This window comes from Mycobacterium sp. NGS59 (genome assembly GCF_059812345.1).
Window position 1 is genome coordinate 159,443 of the sequence record NZ_JCALCN010000009.1, and the last position, 15,651, is coordinate 175,093.

The following is a 15,651-nucleotide window of genomic DNA, read 5'->3' on the forward strand; positions in this document are numbered from 1 at the left end:
GAAATTTTGAACGGAAAATCGCAGCCACGTCACGTTCGCGGCCACGCCCCTCAATGACAGCATGCTGTCATTGGGGGTGACGCTATGTTGTCACAATGCGCACGACCGTAACTCTGGACGACGACACGGTCGTCGTGGTGCAGCAACTGATGCGGGAGCGTGGCGTGTCGTTCAAGCAGGCGCTCAATGACGCAATACGCGCCGGTGCCCGAGGCCGTCCCGCACCGCCGCCCTTCCAGACCCGCGTCGCCGATCTGGGGACTGGTGCGCCGCCCCCTCCGCTACCGCGGCGCAATGGAACTCGGCCCGCTACCGCGTTATCCGCGCAGTCAACTGAATCTCCACCAGCGCGCCGGGAACGGCGAGTTCGGTGACGCCGACCGCCGTCCACGCCGGATAGGGTGCGACTATGAACTCGTCCTTGACCGTCGTGAAAGTCGTTATGTGCGTCTGCAATCCGACATGGTAAGAGTTGATCTCCGTCACGTCGGCGAATGTCAGACCGGCCTCGTCGAGAAGTCCGCGCAGGTTCTCGAAGGCCTGAGTGAACTGTGCCGCCGGGTCTTCCGGAACGCTGAGATCCGGTCGCAGCCCGATCATTCCCGAGCACCGCAGGTGCTCGCCGTCGATCAGCGCGGGCGCGAAATGATGGGTGTCGTAGAGCGGCTTCATCCACTCCGGAATGATTTGCTTCATGGCTTGGTCCTCACTCAGCGCAGTTGGGCAAAGTAGTTGGGGTGGTAGGGATCTCCCGCGACCAGCGACGGGTCGTTGAGGGAACTCGGATCGGCCGCGAAATTGGCCCGCTTCTCCGGCAGCGGCCGGTAGAACAACTTGTCGCCGAAGAACCTGAGCACCAGGGTGTGACGGACCGGGCAGGCCGGCGACACCGGAGCGCCGCCGTGCAGACTTCCGGAGTGGAACACCAGCGCATCGCCCGGTTCGATGTCCCACGAGATGACGTCCCAGGACGTCGGGTCCTGCTTGCGCTCGGTCTCGATGTCAGGCAGCCGGGGGAAGTGCTCCGCACCCCAGACCGGCGCGGTGGGATCTGTCGGATCGAGGTAGGACGTACCGTCGTATTCGACGCCGCGGTGCGAGCCGCGCACGAACTCCAGTGAGTTCTCCTTCGGGATCCGCTCGAAGCTGATCCAGATGTTGAGCAGGTGGGGGCCGTTGGCCGGCATGTAGGCGGTGTCCTGATGCCAGGGTGAGCGGCCGGCCTTGCCGCCGGACTTGATGAACAGTTCCTCGCCGAGGAACCAGACGTTCTGCGAATCCCACAGGGACGCAACGAATTCTTCGAGTTCGAGTTCCTTGATGAGCGCCAGGTACTGCTCGATGTTGGCGGGGTTGCCGTACTCGTTGAAGTGTTCGTCGTCGGTTCCCTCGTAGACCTTGCTGGCCTGTCCCGGGTGCGCGATGCCGTAATCGAAGCACTCCCGTACCCGCTGCAGTTGTTCGGGCGGAAACAGACCGCGGACGACGATGGCGCCGTCGGTGGCCAGGTCGTGCTTCATTTGCTGGGTGACTAGCATGGCATGCTCCTAGTTTCTCAAACTCGATTCGTAATCGACTTTAAGGTTTGCGATGAGCGGTTGTCAATGCACGAGTCGAGTCTTTGTCGAACACGGTTACCGCACAACATGATTGAGCCGAGCCATCGGCGGCTGATACGATCTCGACTCGTGTTCGATGATTCCGCCCGCCCGGCCGTGGTGCAGCGCCGCGGGATCGAACGCGTGCAGGCGATCCTCGATGCGGCCGAGTTTCTGCTCGGCGAGCACGGCTACGAAGCCGCGACGCTGAAGGCGATCGGCGAGCGTGCCGGCATCCCGACCGCCTCGCTGTACCACTACTTTTCGGACCGGCATCAGGTCGACGCCGCGCTGGTGCAACGTCATCTGCGCGAACTCGATGCGCAGATCTCCGCCTCGGTGGGCAATTCGAAGGTGCGCACCCTGGGCGACGCCGTCGACGCCGTCGTCGATCCCTACCTCGCCTACTTCCGCGAGCACCCCGACTTCCTGCAACTGTGGTTCGCCGGTCGGACCCCGACGCTGAGCGAACTGGCGCTGCAATTCGACGAGTTCCAGGCCAAGCAGTTCTGGAGCTATCTGATCGACCGGAAGTTGGTTCGCGCCGACACACCTCAGCTTGTCGTGCAGTTGGCCTTCGAGGCCGGCAACCGACTGTTCGACGTCGCCTTTCGGGGGTCTCCCGCCGGTGACGAAGCGGTGCTGGCTGAGGTGCGTCGTTTGTTGACCGCCTATCTCCAGACGTATGCGGCACGCCGGTCGAGATAGTCGGGCGTGAAGCCTGGGCGTTGGGTGTGAAGCCTGGGCGTTGGGCGTGAAGCCTGGGCGTTGGACGTGAAGCCTGGGTGCGGATCTGGCCGAAATCCCGCCCTGAGCTCACTCTCAACGCCGTAGTTTCACAATGAACGCCAACGGTTCACACGCAAGCATGAAACGGCACCAGCGAATGCTCGCCGTCGGAAGTAGCCCGCGGTCCGAGATAGTCGGGCGTGAAGCCTGGGCGTTGGGTGTGAAGCCTGGGCGTCGGGCGTGAAGCCTGGGTGTGGATCTGGCCGAAATCCCGCCCTGAGCTCACTCTCAACGCCGTAGTTTCACAATGAACGCCAACGGTTCACAAGCAAGCATGAAATGGCACCAGCGAATGCTCGCCGTCGGAAGTAGCCCGCGGTCCGACTCACGCTGGTATCGCACCCCATGCCTTGGTGCGAAGGCAGCAGCCAACTCTCGGAATGGCTCGCGAGTGGCGGCGGAGTTCAGTTATCGCTGGCAAGTCGCGCAATGTGATGGCCATCAGCGATGCATAGGTCGCGATAGTAAGCACTGTCTTTTGGTCCGGTGATATTACCCACGCTCGTCGTATCCCGTTCGATGCACTCGGCCGCATCATGCATCATCGGCTCAGCAGCAAGGTTTTTGACATATCGGACTTCGTCGCGATGAAGGAGCATGTCCACCAGATTGTAAAAAGTTTCTGCCGCATATCGCGCGCTCGAGCGCGACTCAGTCGAGTCCTCCCATGCGCGAATAGAGTAAATCGTTGAAGTGAGCGCATCATTCACGACAGAGTTATAAAAACCGTAGGACTCGTCGTCCTCGTCTACGAGGCGTGCCATGAGAGGCGGAAGCAACGCGGTCAGAGTGGATACATCCCGTGTGTCGCGCACAGACCAGCATGTATCGAGTGCACCGAGCAGAACTTCGCGATCCTCACTTTGCACGCCGTGTAGGACGTCTTCGGCTAACGTCCACGCCCGCTGTGCGCTCGAGAGCGCAAACAACCCCCGATGAACTGGCGATGCTGTTGACAGAAAACGTGCAATAGAAGTCCCGGGAAACGGCTGCGTCATGACAAATTGGCTCCCGATCCATCCGGTAACAGAGTGCCGCCCGAATCAAGGATAGTCTCCGGTGCGAGGCTCACCCTCACCGAAAAGACCATCCGTGACTGAAGCTCGACGAACTGGTGACGACCAGGTACTCCCTCGCGCAGGTCAACCAGGTCAACCAGGATCTGCGCGACGGCAAGAACATTCGCGGCGTCATCATCCATTAGGGGCGCACGGTGTAGGAAGGGAAGAACACACCGTCTCCCTAGATGGCCGAGGTCCTCATGTCCCTGTTCGACATCTCCGATCGCGCCCGGCAATACCAGTCCGATCTGCTCGAGTTCATGGATTCGCATGTCTACCCGGCCGAGGCCGTTTACGACCAGCAGATGCGGGACGCCGGTGATCCGCACTTCCACCCGCCCATCCTGGAGGATCTGAAGGCCGAGGCGCGAAAGCGCGGTCTGTGGAACCTGTTTCACCCGCACCCCGAGTGGGGCCCGGGACTGACCAATCTCGAGTACGCGCCGCTGGCCGAGATCATGGGGCGTAGCCATTTGGCATCCGAGGCGTGCAACTGCAGCGCCCCGGACACCGGCAACATGGAGGTGCTGACGTTGTTCGGCACCGGAGAGCACCAGGAGCGCTACCTCAAGCCGCTGTTGGACGGCACGATCCGGTCGGCCTTCGCGATGACTGAGCCGGCGGTTGCGAGCTCAGATGCGGCCAATGTCGAGATGTCGATGGTCCGAGACGGTGACGACTATCTTCTGAACGGTCGAAAGTGGTTCGCCTCCAACGGCATGCACCGCAACTGCAAGGTGCTGATCGTGATGGGTAAGACCGATCCGGATGCCGCCCCGCACCGCCAGCAGTCGATGATGGTGGTGCCGATCGACGCGCCCGGGCTCACTGTTCGGCGCAATCTCTCGGTCTTCGGCTACCAGGACCGCGAGGGACATGCCGAGATCGACTTCGTCGACGTGCGAGTGCCCGTCAAAGATGTCCTCAAGGGTGAGGGTGAGGGGTTTGCGATCAGCCAGGCCCGGCTGGGACCCGGACGCATCCATCACTGCATGCGCGCCATCGGGATGGCCGAACGCGCGCTGGAGCTGTTGTGCAGGAGGGCCCAATCCCGCGTCACCTTCGGGAAGCCGATCAGCGACAATGCCAACATCCGGGACTGGATCGCCGAGGCCCGCATCGACATCGAGATGATCCGATTGCTCACCCTGAAGGCCGCCTACCTGATGGACACCGTGGGAAACAAAGAGGCCCGCACCGAGATCGCCGCGATCAAAGTAGCCGCGCCCAACATCGCATTGAAGATCGTCGACCGCGCCATCCAGGTGCACGGCGGCGGCGGTGTCACCGACGACTTTCCGCTGGCGATGGCGTGGGCGCATCTGCGCACGCTGCGGCTGGCCGACGGGCCCGACGAGGTGCACAAGCGCGCCATCGCCAGCCAGGAATTGCGCAAGTACCGCGCAGAGGCACCGTCATGACCTCCGAAGCAAGAACCGCCGGACTCGACCCCGACGCCGTCGCCCGCTGGCTCACCACGCTGGGCATCGAGTTCGAGATGCCTCTGCAGTTCCAGCGGATCGGCCTGGGTCAGTCGAATCTGACGTATCGCGTCGAGGACGCCGCCGGGCGCGCCTGGGTGCTGCGCCGCCCGCCGCTGGGTCACTTGTTGGCGTCAGCGCACGACGTCCTGCGGGAAGCGCGCATCATCGCAGCCCTGGCCGACACCGATGTGCCGGTACCTCGAATCCTTGCCACCACAACCGATCCCGAGTTCTGCGACGCACCGCTGGTGTTGATGGAGTTCGTCGACGGGTTGGTCGTCGACACGATGAAGGTCGCCGAGGCGCTGACCCCGCAGCAGCGTCATCAGATCGCGGTGGACCTGCCGCGCACGCTGACCAGGATTCACGCCGTCGACCTCGCCGAGGTGGGATTGGCGGACCTGGCCAGCCATAAGCCGTATGCGCAACGCCAGATCAAACGCTGGACGGGCCAATGGGAGTTGTCCAAGACGCGGGATCTGCCGGAACTCGACGACCTCACCCGTCGACTCACTGCCGCCGCACCCGAACAACGCGAAATCAGCCTGGTCCACGGCGATTTTCACCTGCGCAACCTCATCACTTCGCCGGAGACCGGGGAGATCGTGGCGACCCTGGACTGGGAATTGTCCACCCTGGGAGATCCGTTGGCCGACATGGGTTCACTGCTCACCTACTGGGCGGAGCCGGGTGAAGCGTTGCAGGGCGACTACGCGCCGTCGACGCTGCCGGGTTTTCCCGACCGCGCGGAGATGACCCGGCTGTATCTCGAAGCGACGGGGCGTGATTCGAGTGCGTTGCAGTACTGGCACGCACTGGGGCTGTGGAAACTGGCGATCATCGCCGAAGGTGTGATGCGCCGCGCGCTGGACCATCCCCTGAACAAGGCGTCGGCTGGCACTCCCGATACCAGCTGGATCGACGCACGGGTACGCAGGGCACGCGAAATCGCCGACGCGGCAGGCATTTAACTCTGCCGCCGACCAACCAGGTGCCAGGTGCGCATGACATCCTTGTCTTTGACGTCGACGGCGCCGCGCTCTTCGAACGGTTTGGCTAAGCCGCGTATCGCCGCTAGCGCACGACTTCGCGGTGGCCGGCGTCGACTCGGCGGGTCCAGCCGCGGGCGTCGAGATGTTCCAGTAGTGGTATCGCGACACGTCTGGTGGTGTTAAGTGCTTGTCGCGCTTGGCTTGTGGTGAAGGGTTGATCGAGCTGGGCGAGTTGGCGCATCGCCAGCGCGGGCGCGTTGGGCAGCAGCACGATGCCGTCACGCAACCGCAGCACCCTTCCGGCGCGCTCGGCGGCTGCCAATTCACGGATGCCGAGTGTCAGTGCTTGCAGTTCGTGAGCTTCCGGGGCCCGGAACGGTTCGGCCTGCAGCCGGGTTTCCAATTCGGTGATCGCGGTTTCTGCAGCGCCGAGGTCGGTGCGAGCGCCTGTCGCTCTGAAGTGGCCGGCGTGCTGTTCGAGACCCGCGTCCCGGGCGACGGCATCGATGAGGGCCTCGTCCGGCAACGCCAGCAGATCGGCCGCGGCACCCCGAGAGATGCCGTCGGCCAGTGGATCTCGTGCGGCCAGATCCTGAATCGCCGCTCGCAACCGCTGCTGCCAAGCGTCATATGTCGGGGTGTGTATCCACCAATCATCGATTACGTGAACCTGTTCCGGGACCGCGCCAGGCGACAGCCCGAGCCGCCGCAGGTGGCTGGCCCGCACCGCTCCCCGACGCGCCACCTCGTGGCCGACGTCGCCGGCAGCGTCCAACCCGTTCAGCGCCGCGGCGCGCCGGGCGCTGTCGCCGCGCCGCCGGAGCGCGGGCGGCTCGGCGTCGAGCACCTGAGCTCCACCCAGCACCCGGGCGCTGCCCGGATCACGCAACACCAGGCGGTCACCCAACACCAACGGCAACCGACGGTCCAGGGTGAGGCGGGCGTTCTCGCCGTCGAACGGCCGCAGCCGCGCGGGCACGGCCGCGGTGCCCACATGGACGACGAGCTGCGCGGGCGCGTCGGTGAACGGCCCGCCGGTGGTGCGCCGAACGTCGAGCGTCCGGGTGCTCGGCCAGGCGCCGGGAGTGACCAGCACGTCACCGCGGCGGACGGAGTCGCGAGCGACGCCGCGCAGGTTCAGCGCCGCCCGGGTCACCGGACCCAGCCTCGGATGCGGTTCGCCGCAGCTCTGCAGTCCGCGGATCGTCACGCCCCGGCCGCGTGAGCTGCCGAGGAGTTCGAGTCGGTCACCGACGGCCAGCGAGCCCGCCGACAGGGTTCCGGTCACCACCGTGCCGGCACCGGTGATGGTGAACGACCGGTCGACCCACAGCCGCAGCCGGGCGCTGGTCTGCGGAGCCGGAAGGTGTGCCAGGACATCGTCCAGGGCAGCACGCAGGTCGCTCAAACCGGTGCCGGCTGTCGCCGAGACGACGACTGACGGCGCGTTGCGCAGACCGGTGTCGGCCAGCTCCGCGCGGGCCTGCGCCAGAGCTTCGGCGCCTTGGTCCGGTGCCCGGTCGGCACGGGTGACGACGATGAGTCCGTGTCGAATATCCAGTGCCGCAACGGCATCGCGGTGGTCACTGGACTGCGCCTGCCATCCTTCGTCGGCGGCCACGACGAAGCAGACCACTGGGGCCGGTCCGAGTCCGGCCAGTGTGTTGCCGAGGAACCGGTGGTGACCGGGCACGTCGACGAACGCGACTCGTCGACCCGAGGGCAGGCTGGTCCAGGCGAACCCGAGGTCGATCGTCAGGCCGCGGCGGCGTTCCTCCTCCCACCGGTCGGGCTCCATGCCGGTGAGCGCGTGGATAAGGGTGCTCTTGCCGTGGTCGACGTGGCCGGCGGTGGCCACCACGTGCGTCGTGTTCAGCGTTGTGCACCCAACGCCGTACGTACCGCGGCAAGCAGCCTGTCGTCGTCGGCTTCGGGGATGCAGCGCAGGTCCAGCAGGCAGGCCCCGTCATGCACCCGCGGCAGCACCGCCGGGTCACCAGCGCGCAACGCGGCGCCCGTCGACTCCGGTAGGCGCACTGCCCATCCCGGCAGCGGCACCCCGGGTGCTCCCCCGCCCCCGACGCGTCCGTCGTGCGCGACGACGGTCGCTCCCACTGCGGCGGCGAGCGTTTCGGTGCGGCTCCGCAACCGTTCACGGTCGGCGTGCAGCGCCTGCGTCACCGGGGATTGGTCGGCGCGGACGGTGGCTTCCAGGGCGGCCAACGTGAGCTTGTCGGCGCGGACCGCGCGCGCCAGCGGATGCCGTGCGAGGCGGCCGAGAATCTCAGCGCGCCCCAGGATGATGCCGGCCTGCGGGCCGCCGAGCAGTTTGTCGCCGCTGGCGGTGACGACGTCGGCGCCCTCGGACAGTGCGGTGGCGGCGTCGGGCTCGTCGGGTAGCAGCGGGTCGGGTTGCAGCAGGCCGCTGCCGAGATCGGCGATCAGCGGAATCTGGTTGGCGTCGGCCAACTTTCGCAACTCCGTGAGCGACGTGGCGGCGGTGAACCCGTCCACCCGGAAGTTGCTCTGATGCACTTTGAGCACGCAGCCGGTGTCGGGCCCGATGGCGGTCTGGTAGTCGTGCAGATGCGTGCGGTTGGTGGTGCCGACTTCACGCAGCCGGGCGCCGGTGGAGGCGATCAGGTCGGGCAGCCGGAAGCCGGCGCCGATCTCGATCAGCTCGCCGCGGCTGACGACCACCTCGCGACCGGTGGCCAGCGCGGTGGTGACCAGTACCAGCGCGGCGGCGCCGTTGTTGACGACGAGCGCGTCCTCGGCGGCGGGGCAGGCGTCGCGCAGCGCTTGGCGGACGCCGACGCCGCGCTTGGACCGGGTGCCGGTGCCCAGGTCGAGTTCGACGTCGACGTAGCCGCTGGCCGCGACCAGCGCCTCGACCGCGCCTTCCGACAGAGGTGCGCGTCCGAGGTTGGTGTGGACGACGACGCCGGTGGCGTTGAGCACCGGGCGCAGCGAGGTGGTCCGGTGTCTTTCCAGCGCTGCCGCGAGGGCGTCCTGCACCTGATCGGGCGGCAGGTCACCGCGGCGGGCCCGGTCCTGCAACTCGCGCACAATCGCGCGAACAACGTTGTCGCCGAGCCGATTTCGCGCCTCCCGCACGGCGGATAGGGCAAGCAACTGATCCGTGCGGGGAATCGCCCGGCGCGGGTCCGTTTGCGTCACTGCTCGTCCCTGCTTCCGTGGTGGGGCCGTACGCGGAGGCGGACGGGAATCGAACCCGCCAGACCGAGATACTCGATCTCACCGGTTTTGAAGACCGGGGGGACCACCAGGAACCCAAACGCCTCCACCGGTGAATTTAGTCGGACAATCGGGCCGTCCACCCGGGGACCTCGCGCCCGGTGTGCGGCCAGCCGCACGTTCGGCGCCCGGGCGGACCAACCCGGCAGCCACCCGCCCCCCGCGTACGCTCGCCCCATGACGCGGCTCACCGGGTACGCCCACGGCGGCGGCTGTGCCTGCAAGATCCCGCCCGGCGAGCTCGAAGAAGCGGTGCGCGGTCTGGTCGGCCAGCACGGCGACAACGTGCTGGTCGGTCTCGACGACGGCGACGACGCCGCCGCGGTGCTGGTCGGCGACCTCGCGGTGCTGTCCACCGCGGACTTCTTCACCCCGGTCGTCGACGACGCCTACGACTGGGGCCGGATCGCCGCCGCGAACGCGTTGTCGGACATCTACGCCATGGGCGGCCGCCCGGTGGTCGCCATCAACCTGGTCGGCTGGCCGCGCGACAAACTCCCGCTCGAGCTGATGACCGAAGTGCTGCGCGGCGGGCTGGCCGTGGCATCCGAAGCCGGCTGCCCGGTGATCGGCGGGCACTCGATCGACGACCCGGAACCGAAGTACGGCATGGCCGTCACCGGCGTCGCCGACCCGACCAAGCTGCTGCGCAACGACGCGGCCGAACCAGGTCTGCCGCTCACCCTCACCAAACCGCTGGGCACCGGCCTGCTCAACAACCGGCACAAACAGACCGGCGAGGTCTGCGCCGAAGCCGTCGCAACAATGACTCAGCTCAACCGGGACGCCGCCGCAGCCGCCGCCGCGGCGGGTGCAAAGGCGGCCACCGACGTCACCGGATTCGGGCTGCTCGGTCACCTGCACAAGATGTGCCGGGCCTCGAACGTGGGTGCGGTCGTCGACCGCGCGGCTGTGCCGGTGCTCGAGGCCGCCCGCGCGGCACTGCGGGACGGGTTCGTCTCCGGCGGCACCCGACGCAACCTGGACTGGGTGCGGCCACACCTACGTCACGACGTGCCCGAGGACGACCTGCTGCTGCTGGCCGATGCGCAGACCTCCGGTGGGCTGCTGGTGGTCGGCGAAGTGCCCGGCTATGCGGTGATCGGGCACACCGTCACGGAACCGGGGATCCAGATCCGCTAACCGGCCGTCGTGATCGAGTCGTCGGTGATACCCGCCGCGCGCCGCGCCGCCAGCCGCCGCTTCTGCGGCTCGATGGTGTAGCGCGGATCGCGCGCCGACGCCTTGCCCGCCTCGAAGAAGCCGAACCGCATGAAAGCCGACGCTGTCATGAGGGCAAGGCCAGACAACACGGCGACGCCGCGGTGCCGTCCACCGAGCAAAGCGGCCAAACCGCCTGCGATAGCGAGCCTTTCGCTCCACGGCAGCATCCACCCGGGCGTGCCGTGGTGCAGCGGTTCAGTGGTCACCGGGTCCATCCGGTGCTCGGTGACCCGGGCGGAGACCAGATCGCCGATCGCACCGATGACGGCGAGCCGCCGCGCCGGGCCGGCCTCGGCGACCGGCGTGGTGATCATCGCCAATCCGGACGCGGCCATGCTCGCCGAACTGACGAACACGAACGGCAGATCCTTGTAAGCCGCGTTCCAGGTCGGGGTCGCGGTGTCGGACAGCAGCACCGCGGTGTAAGCCGCCAAGGGCGCGGCAAACACCGCGGCCTCCAGACCGGCCGGCCCCTCCACCGCCCGCAGCACCGGACGCAACACACCCAGCGGCAACCGCGACCCCGTCAGCCGATCCAGTTCCGACACCGAGGCAACGCCGATACCGGCGCTGAAGGCGCTGAGAATCCACGACCCGACGCTCATCGGGGACGTCAGCTTGATGGTCCGCAACATGTTGACGAACCGCTCCGGCCGGCCCAGGTCGTACACCAGAGCACCCGCGCTCAGCACCACCGCCGCCAGAGCGGACAGCCGGGTATTGCGCCGCAGCAACGGCCGCCCGGTGAGCTGCGCACCCGCGGCCAGCAAGCCCGAACCTCCGGCCAGACCGCCCAGGAACAGGTAGGCCGCCACCTCGTGGCCCCACGGCGCCGGCTTGACCACCGGGCGTCCGTAGTAACTGCTGAACTCCGCCTCCGGCACCATCAGCGACTCGTCGCGGCGGCGCCGGTTACCCCGACGGCGACGCTTCGGGCCGCGGGCGGGTTCGGGCGGACGCAGACTGTCGAACTCCGACGTCGTCACCGGCGCCCCCCGAGGAATGCCCAAGCCGCCGCGGCGACCATGCCCGCTCCGGCGAGGCCAGCGCGCTTGAACATGGTCACCAGGTCCGTCGTGCACACCCGCGGATCGGGCGGCAGCCCGTAGACCTCCGGCTCGTCCAGCAACAGGAAGACCGAACCGATGCCGCCCACCCCGTCGTGCTCGTTGGCGCCGTACAGGCGGGCTTCGGTGAGTCCCTGCGCGTGCAGTTTGGCGACGCGTTCGCGGGCCTGGGCGACGAGATCGTCGTGATCGCCGTACTTGATGGACGTCGTCGGGCAGGCTTGCGCGCACGCCGGTGTCTGGTCCTCGAGCAACCGGTCGTAACACAGGGTGCACTTCTGGGCGACACCGGTGACGAACTCGTGCCCCGGCTGCTCGGAGCGTTTGACCGGTGTGGTGTAGGTGCCGTCACTGCGGCGTTCGACCACCCCGAACGGACACCCGGCCACACACGTGCCGCACCCGTTGCAGACGTCGTGCTGCACGACGACGGTGCCGAACTCGGTGCGGAACAGCGCACCCGTCGGGCAGACGTCCAGGCACCCGGCGTGCGTGCAGTGCTTGCACACGTCGGACGCCATCAACCAGCGAAACTCCGGAGTGTCCGGCGGGCTGGTGTCCGGACGTCCCGCGACCCCGGGCATCCCCAAATCGACCAGCGCACGCCCGGATTCGCGGGCCTGTTCGATGCGCTCGCGCCCCTGCTCGACGAACGCGACGTGCCGCCAGGTGCTGGCACCCAGCTGGCCGGTGTTGTCGTAGGACGACCCGAGTATCTGCAGGTCGCCGTCGAGCGGATTGCGGTTCCACTCTTTGCAGGCCACCTCACATGCTTTGCAGCCGATGCAGATCGAAGTGTCGGTGAAGAAACCCTTGCGTGGCTGAGGTTGCGGCCATCTCGCGTCCGCGGTGGGATCGGTCGGCCCGGCCAGCTGGCCCATCAGCCCTCCCTCTCGGCGTCGGTGACGCGCCTATTGTCCGTCTCGACGGTTACCCCCGCGCGCGACTGGTATTCCTCGATGAGCCGCAGCAATGCCTCACCCTGGGGTCGGCGACCGGGCCGGATGTCACAGGACCCCGCCTTCGATTCCTGGATCTGCACGTTCGGGTCCAGCGTGACACCCAGCAGATCGTTGGCCGCGTCCCCGCTGACGACGGCGTCACCCCCGACGCCCCAGTGATAGGGCAGGCCGATCTGGTGGATGGTCTGCCCGCCGATCACCAGCGGTGACATTCGTTCTGTCACAAGCACTTTGGCCTCAATCGCCGCGCGCGGCGAGATGATGGTGGCCCACCCGTACGGTTCGAGACCGCGTTCGGCGGCCAGTTCCGGTGAGACCTCGCAGAACATCTCCGGTTGCAACTCGGACAGGTACGGCAGCCAGCGGCTCATGCCGCCGGCGGTGTGGTGTTCGGTGAGCCGGTAGGTGGTGAAGACGAACGGGTAGACGTCGACGCCGGGCTCCCCCGCGCTGGGCGCCCACAGATTGTCCTTGCGCGGGAACATGATCCGTGACGGATTCTGCTGTTGCGGGTAGAGCAGGTTGGCGACGGGGGACTCCTGCGGTTCGTAGTGGGTGGGCAGCGGTCCGTCCACCAGGCCCTTGGGCGCGAACAGCCAGGCCTTCCCGTCGGCCTGCATGATGAACGGATCGTCGCCGGCCAACGCATCCGGCCCGCCGACGTCCGGGTCGGGCCGAGCGTGCGGTGGGCGGTCTTCGGGAAAGTCGGGAACGTCGTCGCCGACCCAGCGACCCCGTTGCTCGTCCCACCAGATGTAACGCTTGCGCTCACTCCACGGCCTGCCGTCGGGGTCGGCCGAGGCACGGTTGTAGAGGATGCGCCGGTCGGCGGGCCACGCCCAACCCCACTCGGACTGGCTCGGGCTCGGTCCGCCCAGCGGCGCGCGGCGCGCGGCCATATTCACGCCCTCGGCGTACACCCCGGCGTAGATCCAGCACCCACACGACGTCGTGCCGTCGGCCCGCAATTCGGGATAGCCGGACACAGGTCGGCCGGCGTCGGGGCCGGCGAGGTGGCAGCCGTTGATCTCGGCGAGCACCGCCTCCGAGTCCGGCTCGCCGTGCTCGTCGACGGGATAGTCCCAAGTCAGATCGAGCAATGGCCGGTCGCGTGGGTCGGTCGAACCGGCGAGGCGCCGGCGGATCCGGTGACCCAACTCGACGAAGAACTGCAGCTCGCTCTGGCAGTCCCCGGGCGGGTTGACGGCCTGATGCCGCCACTGCACCATGCGTTGGGTCTGGGTGAACGAGCCGGCCTTCTCGACGTGCGTCGCCGCCGGGAAGAAGAACACCTCGGTCTCGATGTCCTCGGTGTTCAGCTCGCCCGACGCGATCTCCGGGCCGTCCTTCCAGAACGTGGCCGACTCGATGAGGTTGAGGTCGCGCACCACCAACCATTTCAGGTGCGACATACCCATCCGCTGCATCCGGCCGTGCGCGGATCCGACGGCCGGGTTCTGGCCCAGCAGGAAGTACCCGTCGACTTCGTCGTCGAGCATCGCCATCACGGTCTGATAGGTACCGTGCGGACCCGACAGCCGCGGCAGGTAGTCGTAGGCCCAGTCGTTGTCCTCGCGGGCGGCCTCCCCCCACCACGCCTTGAGCAGGCTGACCAGGTACCTGTCGGCGTCGGCCCAGAAACCCTTCTGCTGTTTGGGTCCGACCGCCTCGACGTAGTCGCGGAAGGTGTCGTGACTGCCGGCTTTGGGCATCGGCAGATAGCCGGGCAGGAGGTTGAACAGTGTCGGGATGTCGGTGGAGCCCTGGATGGTGGCGTGGCCGCGCAGCGCCATGATGCCGCCGCCCGGACGGCCGATGTTGCCCAGCAGCAGCTGCAGAATCGTTGCGGCGCGGATGAATTGAGCACCCAGCGTGTGCTGGGTCCAGCCCACGGCATAGGCGAAACAGGTGGTCCGTTCGCGTCCCGAATTCTCGGTCACCGCGCGCGCCAGGTAGGTGAAATCCTCGATGCTGATGCCGCAGACGTCGCGCACCATCTCCGGTGTGTAGCGGGCGTAATGCCGCTTGAGGATCTGGAACACGGTGCGCGGATGCTGCAGCGTCTCGTCGCGTTGCACGTGGGCATGCCGCAGCGGGGGGCCGCCGCTGCCATGATCATCCCCTGCGGCGCGCGCCGAAGCACTCGCGCCGTGTTCGTCGTCTGATTCGTGTTCGGCATAGGCCCACGTCGAGGGGTCGTAGTGGCCCGTTTCGGGATCGAACCCGGAGAACAGCCCGTTCAAATCCTCTGTGTCGCGGTACTTCTCGTTGATCAGCGTGGCGGCGTTGGTGTAGGCGATGACGTAGTCGGCGAACCACAGGTCGTGGGTGATCACGTAGTTGATCAACGCACCGAGCAGCACCACGTCCGACCCGGCCCGGATCCCGATGTGCTTGTCGGACACCGCCGACGTACGGGTGAAGCGCGGGTCGACGTGAATGACCTTGGCGCCGCGGGCTTTAGCTTCCTCCACCCACTGGAAGCCGACGGGGTGACACTCGGCCATGTTGGAGCCCTGGATGACGATGCAGTCCGCGTTGGCCATGTCTTGCAGTGATTGAGTGGCGCCGCCGCGCCCGAAGGAGGTTCCCAGACCGGGAACCGTGGAGCTGTGTCAAATACGCGCTTGGTTCTCGATCTGTATGGCGCCCGCGGCGGTGAAGAGTTTCTTGATGACGTAGTTCTCTTCGTTGTCCAGCGTGGCCCCGCCCAACGCCGCGATTTTCATGGTGCGCCGCAGGGGGTGGCCCTTCTTGTCGATGTCCTGCCAGGCGTGGCGGCGCGCTTCGATGAACCGGTCGGCCACCATGTCGATAGCGGTGTCCACGTCCAGTGACTGCCACTCGGTGGCCCGGGGCGGCCGATACAACATCTTGGTCTGCCGCCCCGGCGAGTTCACCAATTGTTCGCTGGCCGAACCCTTCGGGCAGAGCCGGCCGCGGGAAACCGGCGAATCCGGGTCGCCTTCGATCTGGACGACTCGCTCGTCCTTGACGTAGACCCGTTGCCCGCAACCGACCGCGCAGTACGGGCACACGCTCTGCACCACCCGGTCGGCCGTGGCGGTGCGCGGGGTGAGCGCCCGGGTCTGCTTGGAGGTCACCGCCGGACCGCGGCCCAACACGTCACCGGACCGCAACTGCCGCACCACGGGCCATTCCAGGAACAGGCGGGACAGGTTTTTGGGAGCCATAGTCGAAGACTAGTGCGTCCGC

13 protein-coding genes, 1 tRNA gene and 1 pseudogene are annotated in these 15,651 nt (G+C 67.0%); 6 read left to right on the plus strand and 9 right to left on the minus strand.

The features are described 5' to 3' along the window. Window positions 1-95: 95 nt before the first annotated feature. Entirely contained in the window at window positions 96-374 is a 279-nt protein-coding gene (locus AC5Y46_RS13110) for a ribbon-helix-helix domain-containing protein (RefSeq protein WP_499943765.1), read from the plus strand. Here the strand turns inward: AC5Y46_RS13110 and AC5Y46_RS13115 are convergent. Together AC5Y46_RS13115 and AC5Y46_RS13120 are read right to left on the minus strand one after the other, a co-directional pair. Continuing rightward, complete coding sequence (locus tag AC5Y46_RS13115; protein WP_499943764.1) at window positions 310-696, minus strand: RidA family protein; 387 nt, start codon at window positions 694-696, stop codon at window positions 310-312. The genes AC5Y46_RS13110 and AC5Y46_RS13115 overlap by 65 nt on opposite strands. A gap of 14 nt (window positions 697-710) precedes the next feature. Next, a complete protein-coding gene (locus tag AC5Y46_RS13120; protein WP_499943763.1) occupies window positions 711-1,538 on the minus strand; it encodes a phytanoyl-CoA dioxygenase family protein in 828 nt (275 codons plus the stop codon). Window positions 1,539-1,688: 150 nt separating this feature from the next. Between AC5Y46_RS13120 and AC5Y46_RS13125 the strand changes: the two genes are divergently transcribed. Next, on the plus strand, window positions 1,689-2,306 hold the full coding sequence (locus AC5Y46_RS13125; protein WP_499943762.1) for a TetR/AcrR family transcriptional regulator: 618 nt from the start codon (window positions 1,689-1,691) through the stop codon (window positions 2,304-2,306). A gap of 485 nt (window positions 2,307-2,791) precedes the next feature. On the opposite strand, the gene AC5Y46_RS13130 is transcribed toward AC5Y46_RS13125, so the two are convergent. Beyond that, on the minus strand, window positions 2,792-3,385 hold the full coding sequence (locus AC5Y46_RS13130) for a hypothetical protein (protein WP_499943761.1): 594 nt from the start codon (window positions 3,383-3,385) through the stop codon (window positions 2,792-2,794). Window positions 3,386-3,483: 98 nt separating this feature from the next. Between AC5Y46_RS13130 and AC5Y46_RS13135 the strand changes: the two are divergent. The 3 genes and pseudogenes from AC5Y46_RS13135 to AC5Y46_RS13145 all read left to right on the plus strand — a co-directional run. After that, window positions 3,484-3,591 (plus strand): annotated as a pseudogene (locus AC5Y46_RS13135) (hypothetical protein); the annotation flags it as partial. 57 nt (window positions 3,592-3,648) lie between these two features. After that, window positions 3,649-4,869 carry an acyl-CoA dehydrogenase family protein gene (locus AC5Y46_RS13140; RefSeq protein WP_499943912.1) on the plus strand — a complete coding sequence of 407 codons (1,221 nt, stop codon included), beginning with the start codon at window positions 3,649-3,651 and terminating at the stop codon, window positions 4,867-4,869. Then, window positions 4,866-5,903 carry a phosphotransferase family protein gene (locus tag AC5Y46_RS13145; protein WP_499943760.1) on the plus strand — a complete coding sequence of 346 codons (1,038 nt, stop codon included), beginning with the start codon at window positions 4,866-4,868 and terminating at the stop codon, window positions 5,901-5,903. The genes AC5Y46_RS13140 and AC5Y46_RS13145 overlap by 4 nt, the downstream gene beginning before the upstream one ends. A 103-nt stretch (window positions 5,904-6,006) precedes the next feature. Here AC5Y46_RS13145 and selB read toward each other — a convergent pair whose 3' ends face one another. From selB to AC5Y46_RS13160, 3 genes are all read right to left on the minus strand, one after another. After that, on the minus strand, window positions 6,007-7,785 hold the full coding sequence (selB, locus tag AC5Y46_RS13150) for a selenocysteine-specific translation elongation factor (protein WP_499943759.1): 1,779 nt from the start codon (window positions 7,783-7,785) through the stop codon (window positions 6,007-6,009). Between the two features lie 11 nt (window positions 7,786-7,796). Then, the gene (selA, locus tag AC5Y46_RS13155) at window positions 7,797-9,104 is read right to left on the minus strand and encodes an L-seryl-tRNA(Sec) selenium transferase (RefSeq protein ID WP_499943758.1); all 1,308 of its coding nucleotides are present in this window, start codon (window positions 9,102-9,104) and stop codon (window positions 7,797-7,799) included. A gap of 32 nt (window positions 9,105-9,136) precedes the next feature. Beyond that, window positions 9,137-9,230: transfer RNA gene (locus AC5Y46_RS13160), tRNA-Sec, on the minus strand. Between the two features lie 129 nt (window positions 9,231-9,359). Between AC5Y46_RS13160 and selD the strand changes: the two genes are divergently transcribed. Next, window positions 9,360-10,325 (plus strand): selenide, water dikinase SelD, encoded by a 966-nt coding sequence (selD, locus tag AC5Y46_RS13165; protein WP_499943757.1) that lies wholly within the window; start codon window positions 9,360-9,362, stop codon window positions 10,323-10,325. Here selD and nrfD read toward each other — a convergent pair. Genes nrfD through fdh form a run of 3 tightly spaced genes read right to left on the minus strand, consistent with a single transcriptional unit; the run spans window position 10,322 to window position 15,629 of the window. Continuing rightward, window positions 10,322-11,392, minus strand: a complete 1,071-nt coding sequence (gene nrfD / locus AC5Y46_RS13170; protein WP_499943755.1) for an NrfD/PsrC family molybdoenzyme membrane anchor subunit — start codon at window positions 11,390-11,392, stop codon at window positions 10,322-10,324. The two genes, selD and nrfD, sit on opposite strands and share 4 nt — an antisense overlap. After that, window positions 11,389-12,354 (minus strand): 4Fe-4S dicluster domain-containing protein, encoded by a 966-nt coding sequence (locus AC5Y46_RS13175; RefSeq protein WP_499991523.1) that lies wholly within the window; start codon window positions 12,352-12,354, stop codon window positions 11,389-11,391. Before AC5Y46_RS13175 ends, nrfD begins: the two co-directional genes overlap by 4 nt. Next, window positions 12,354-15,629, minus strand: a complete 3,276-nt coding sequence (gene fdh / locus AC5Y46_RS13180) for a formate dehydrogenase (protein WP_499943753.1) — start codon at window positions 15,627-15,629, stop codon at window positions 12,354-12,356. The genes AC5Y46_RS13175 and fdh overlap by 1 nt, the downstream gene beginning before the upstream one ends. Window positions 15,630-15,651: the final 22 nt, after the last annotated feature.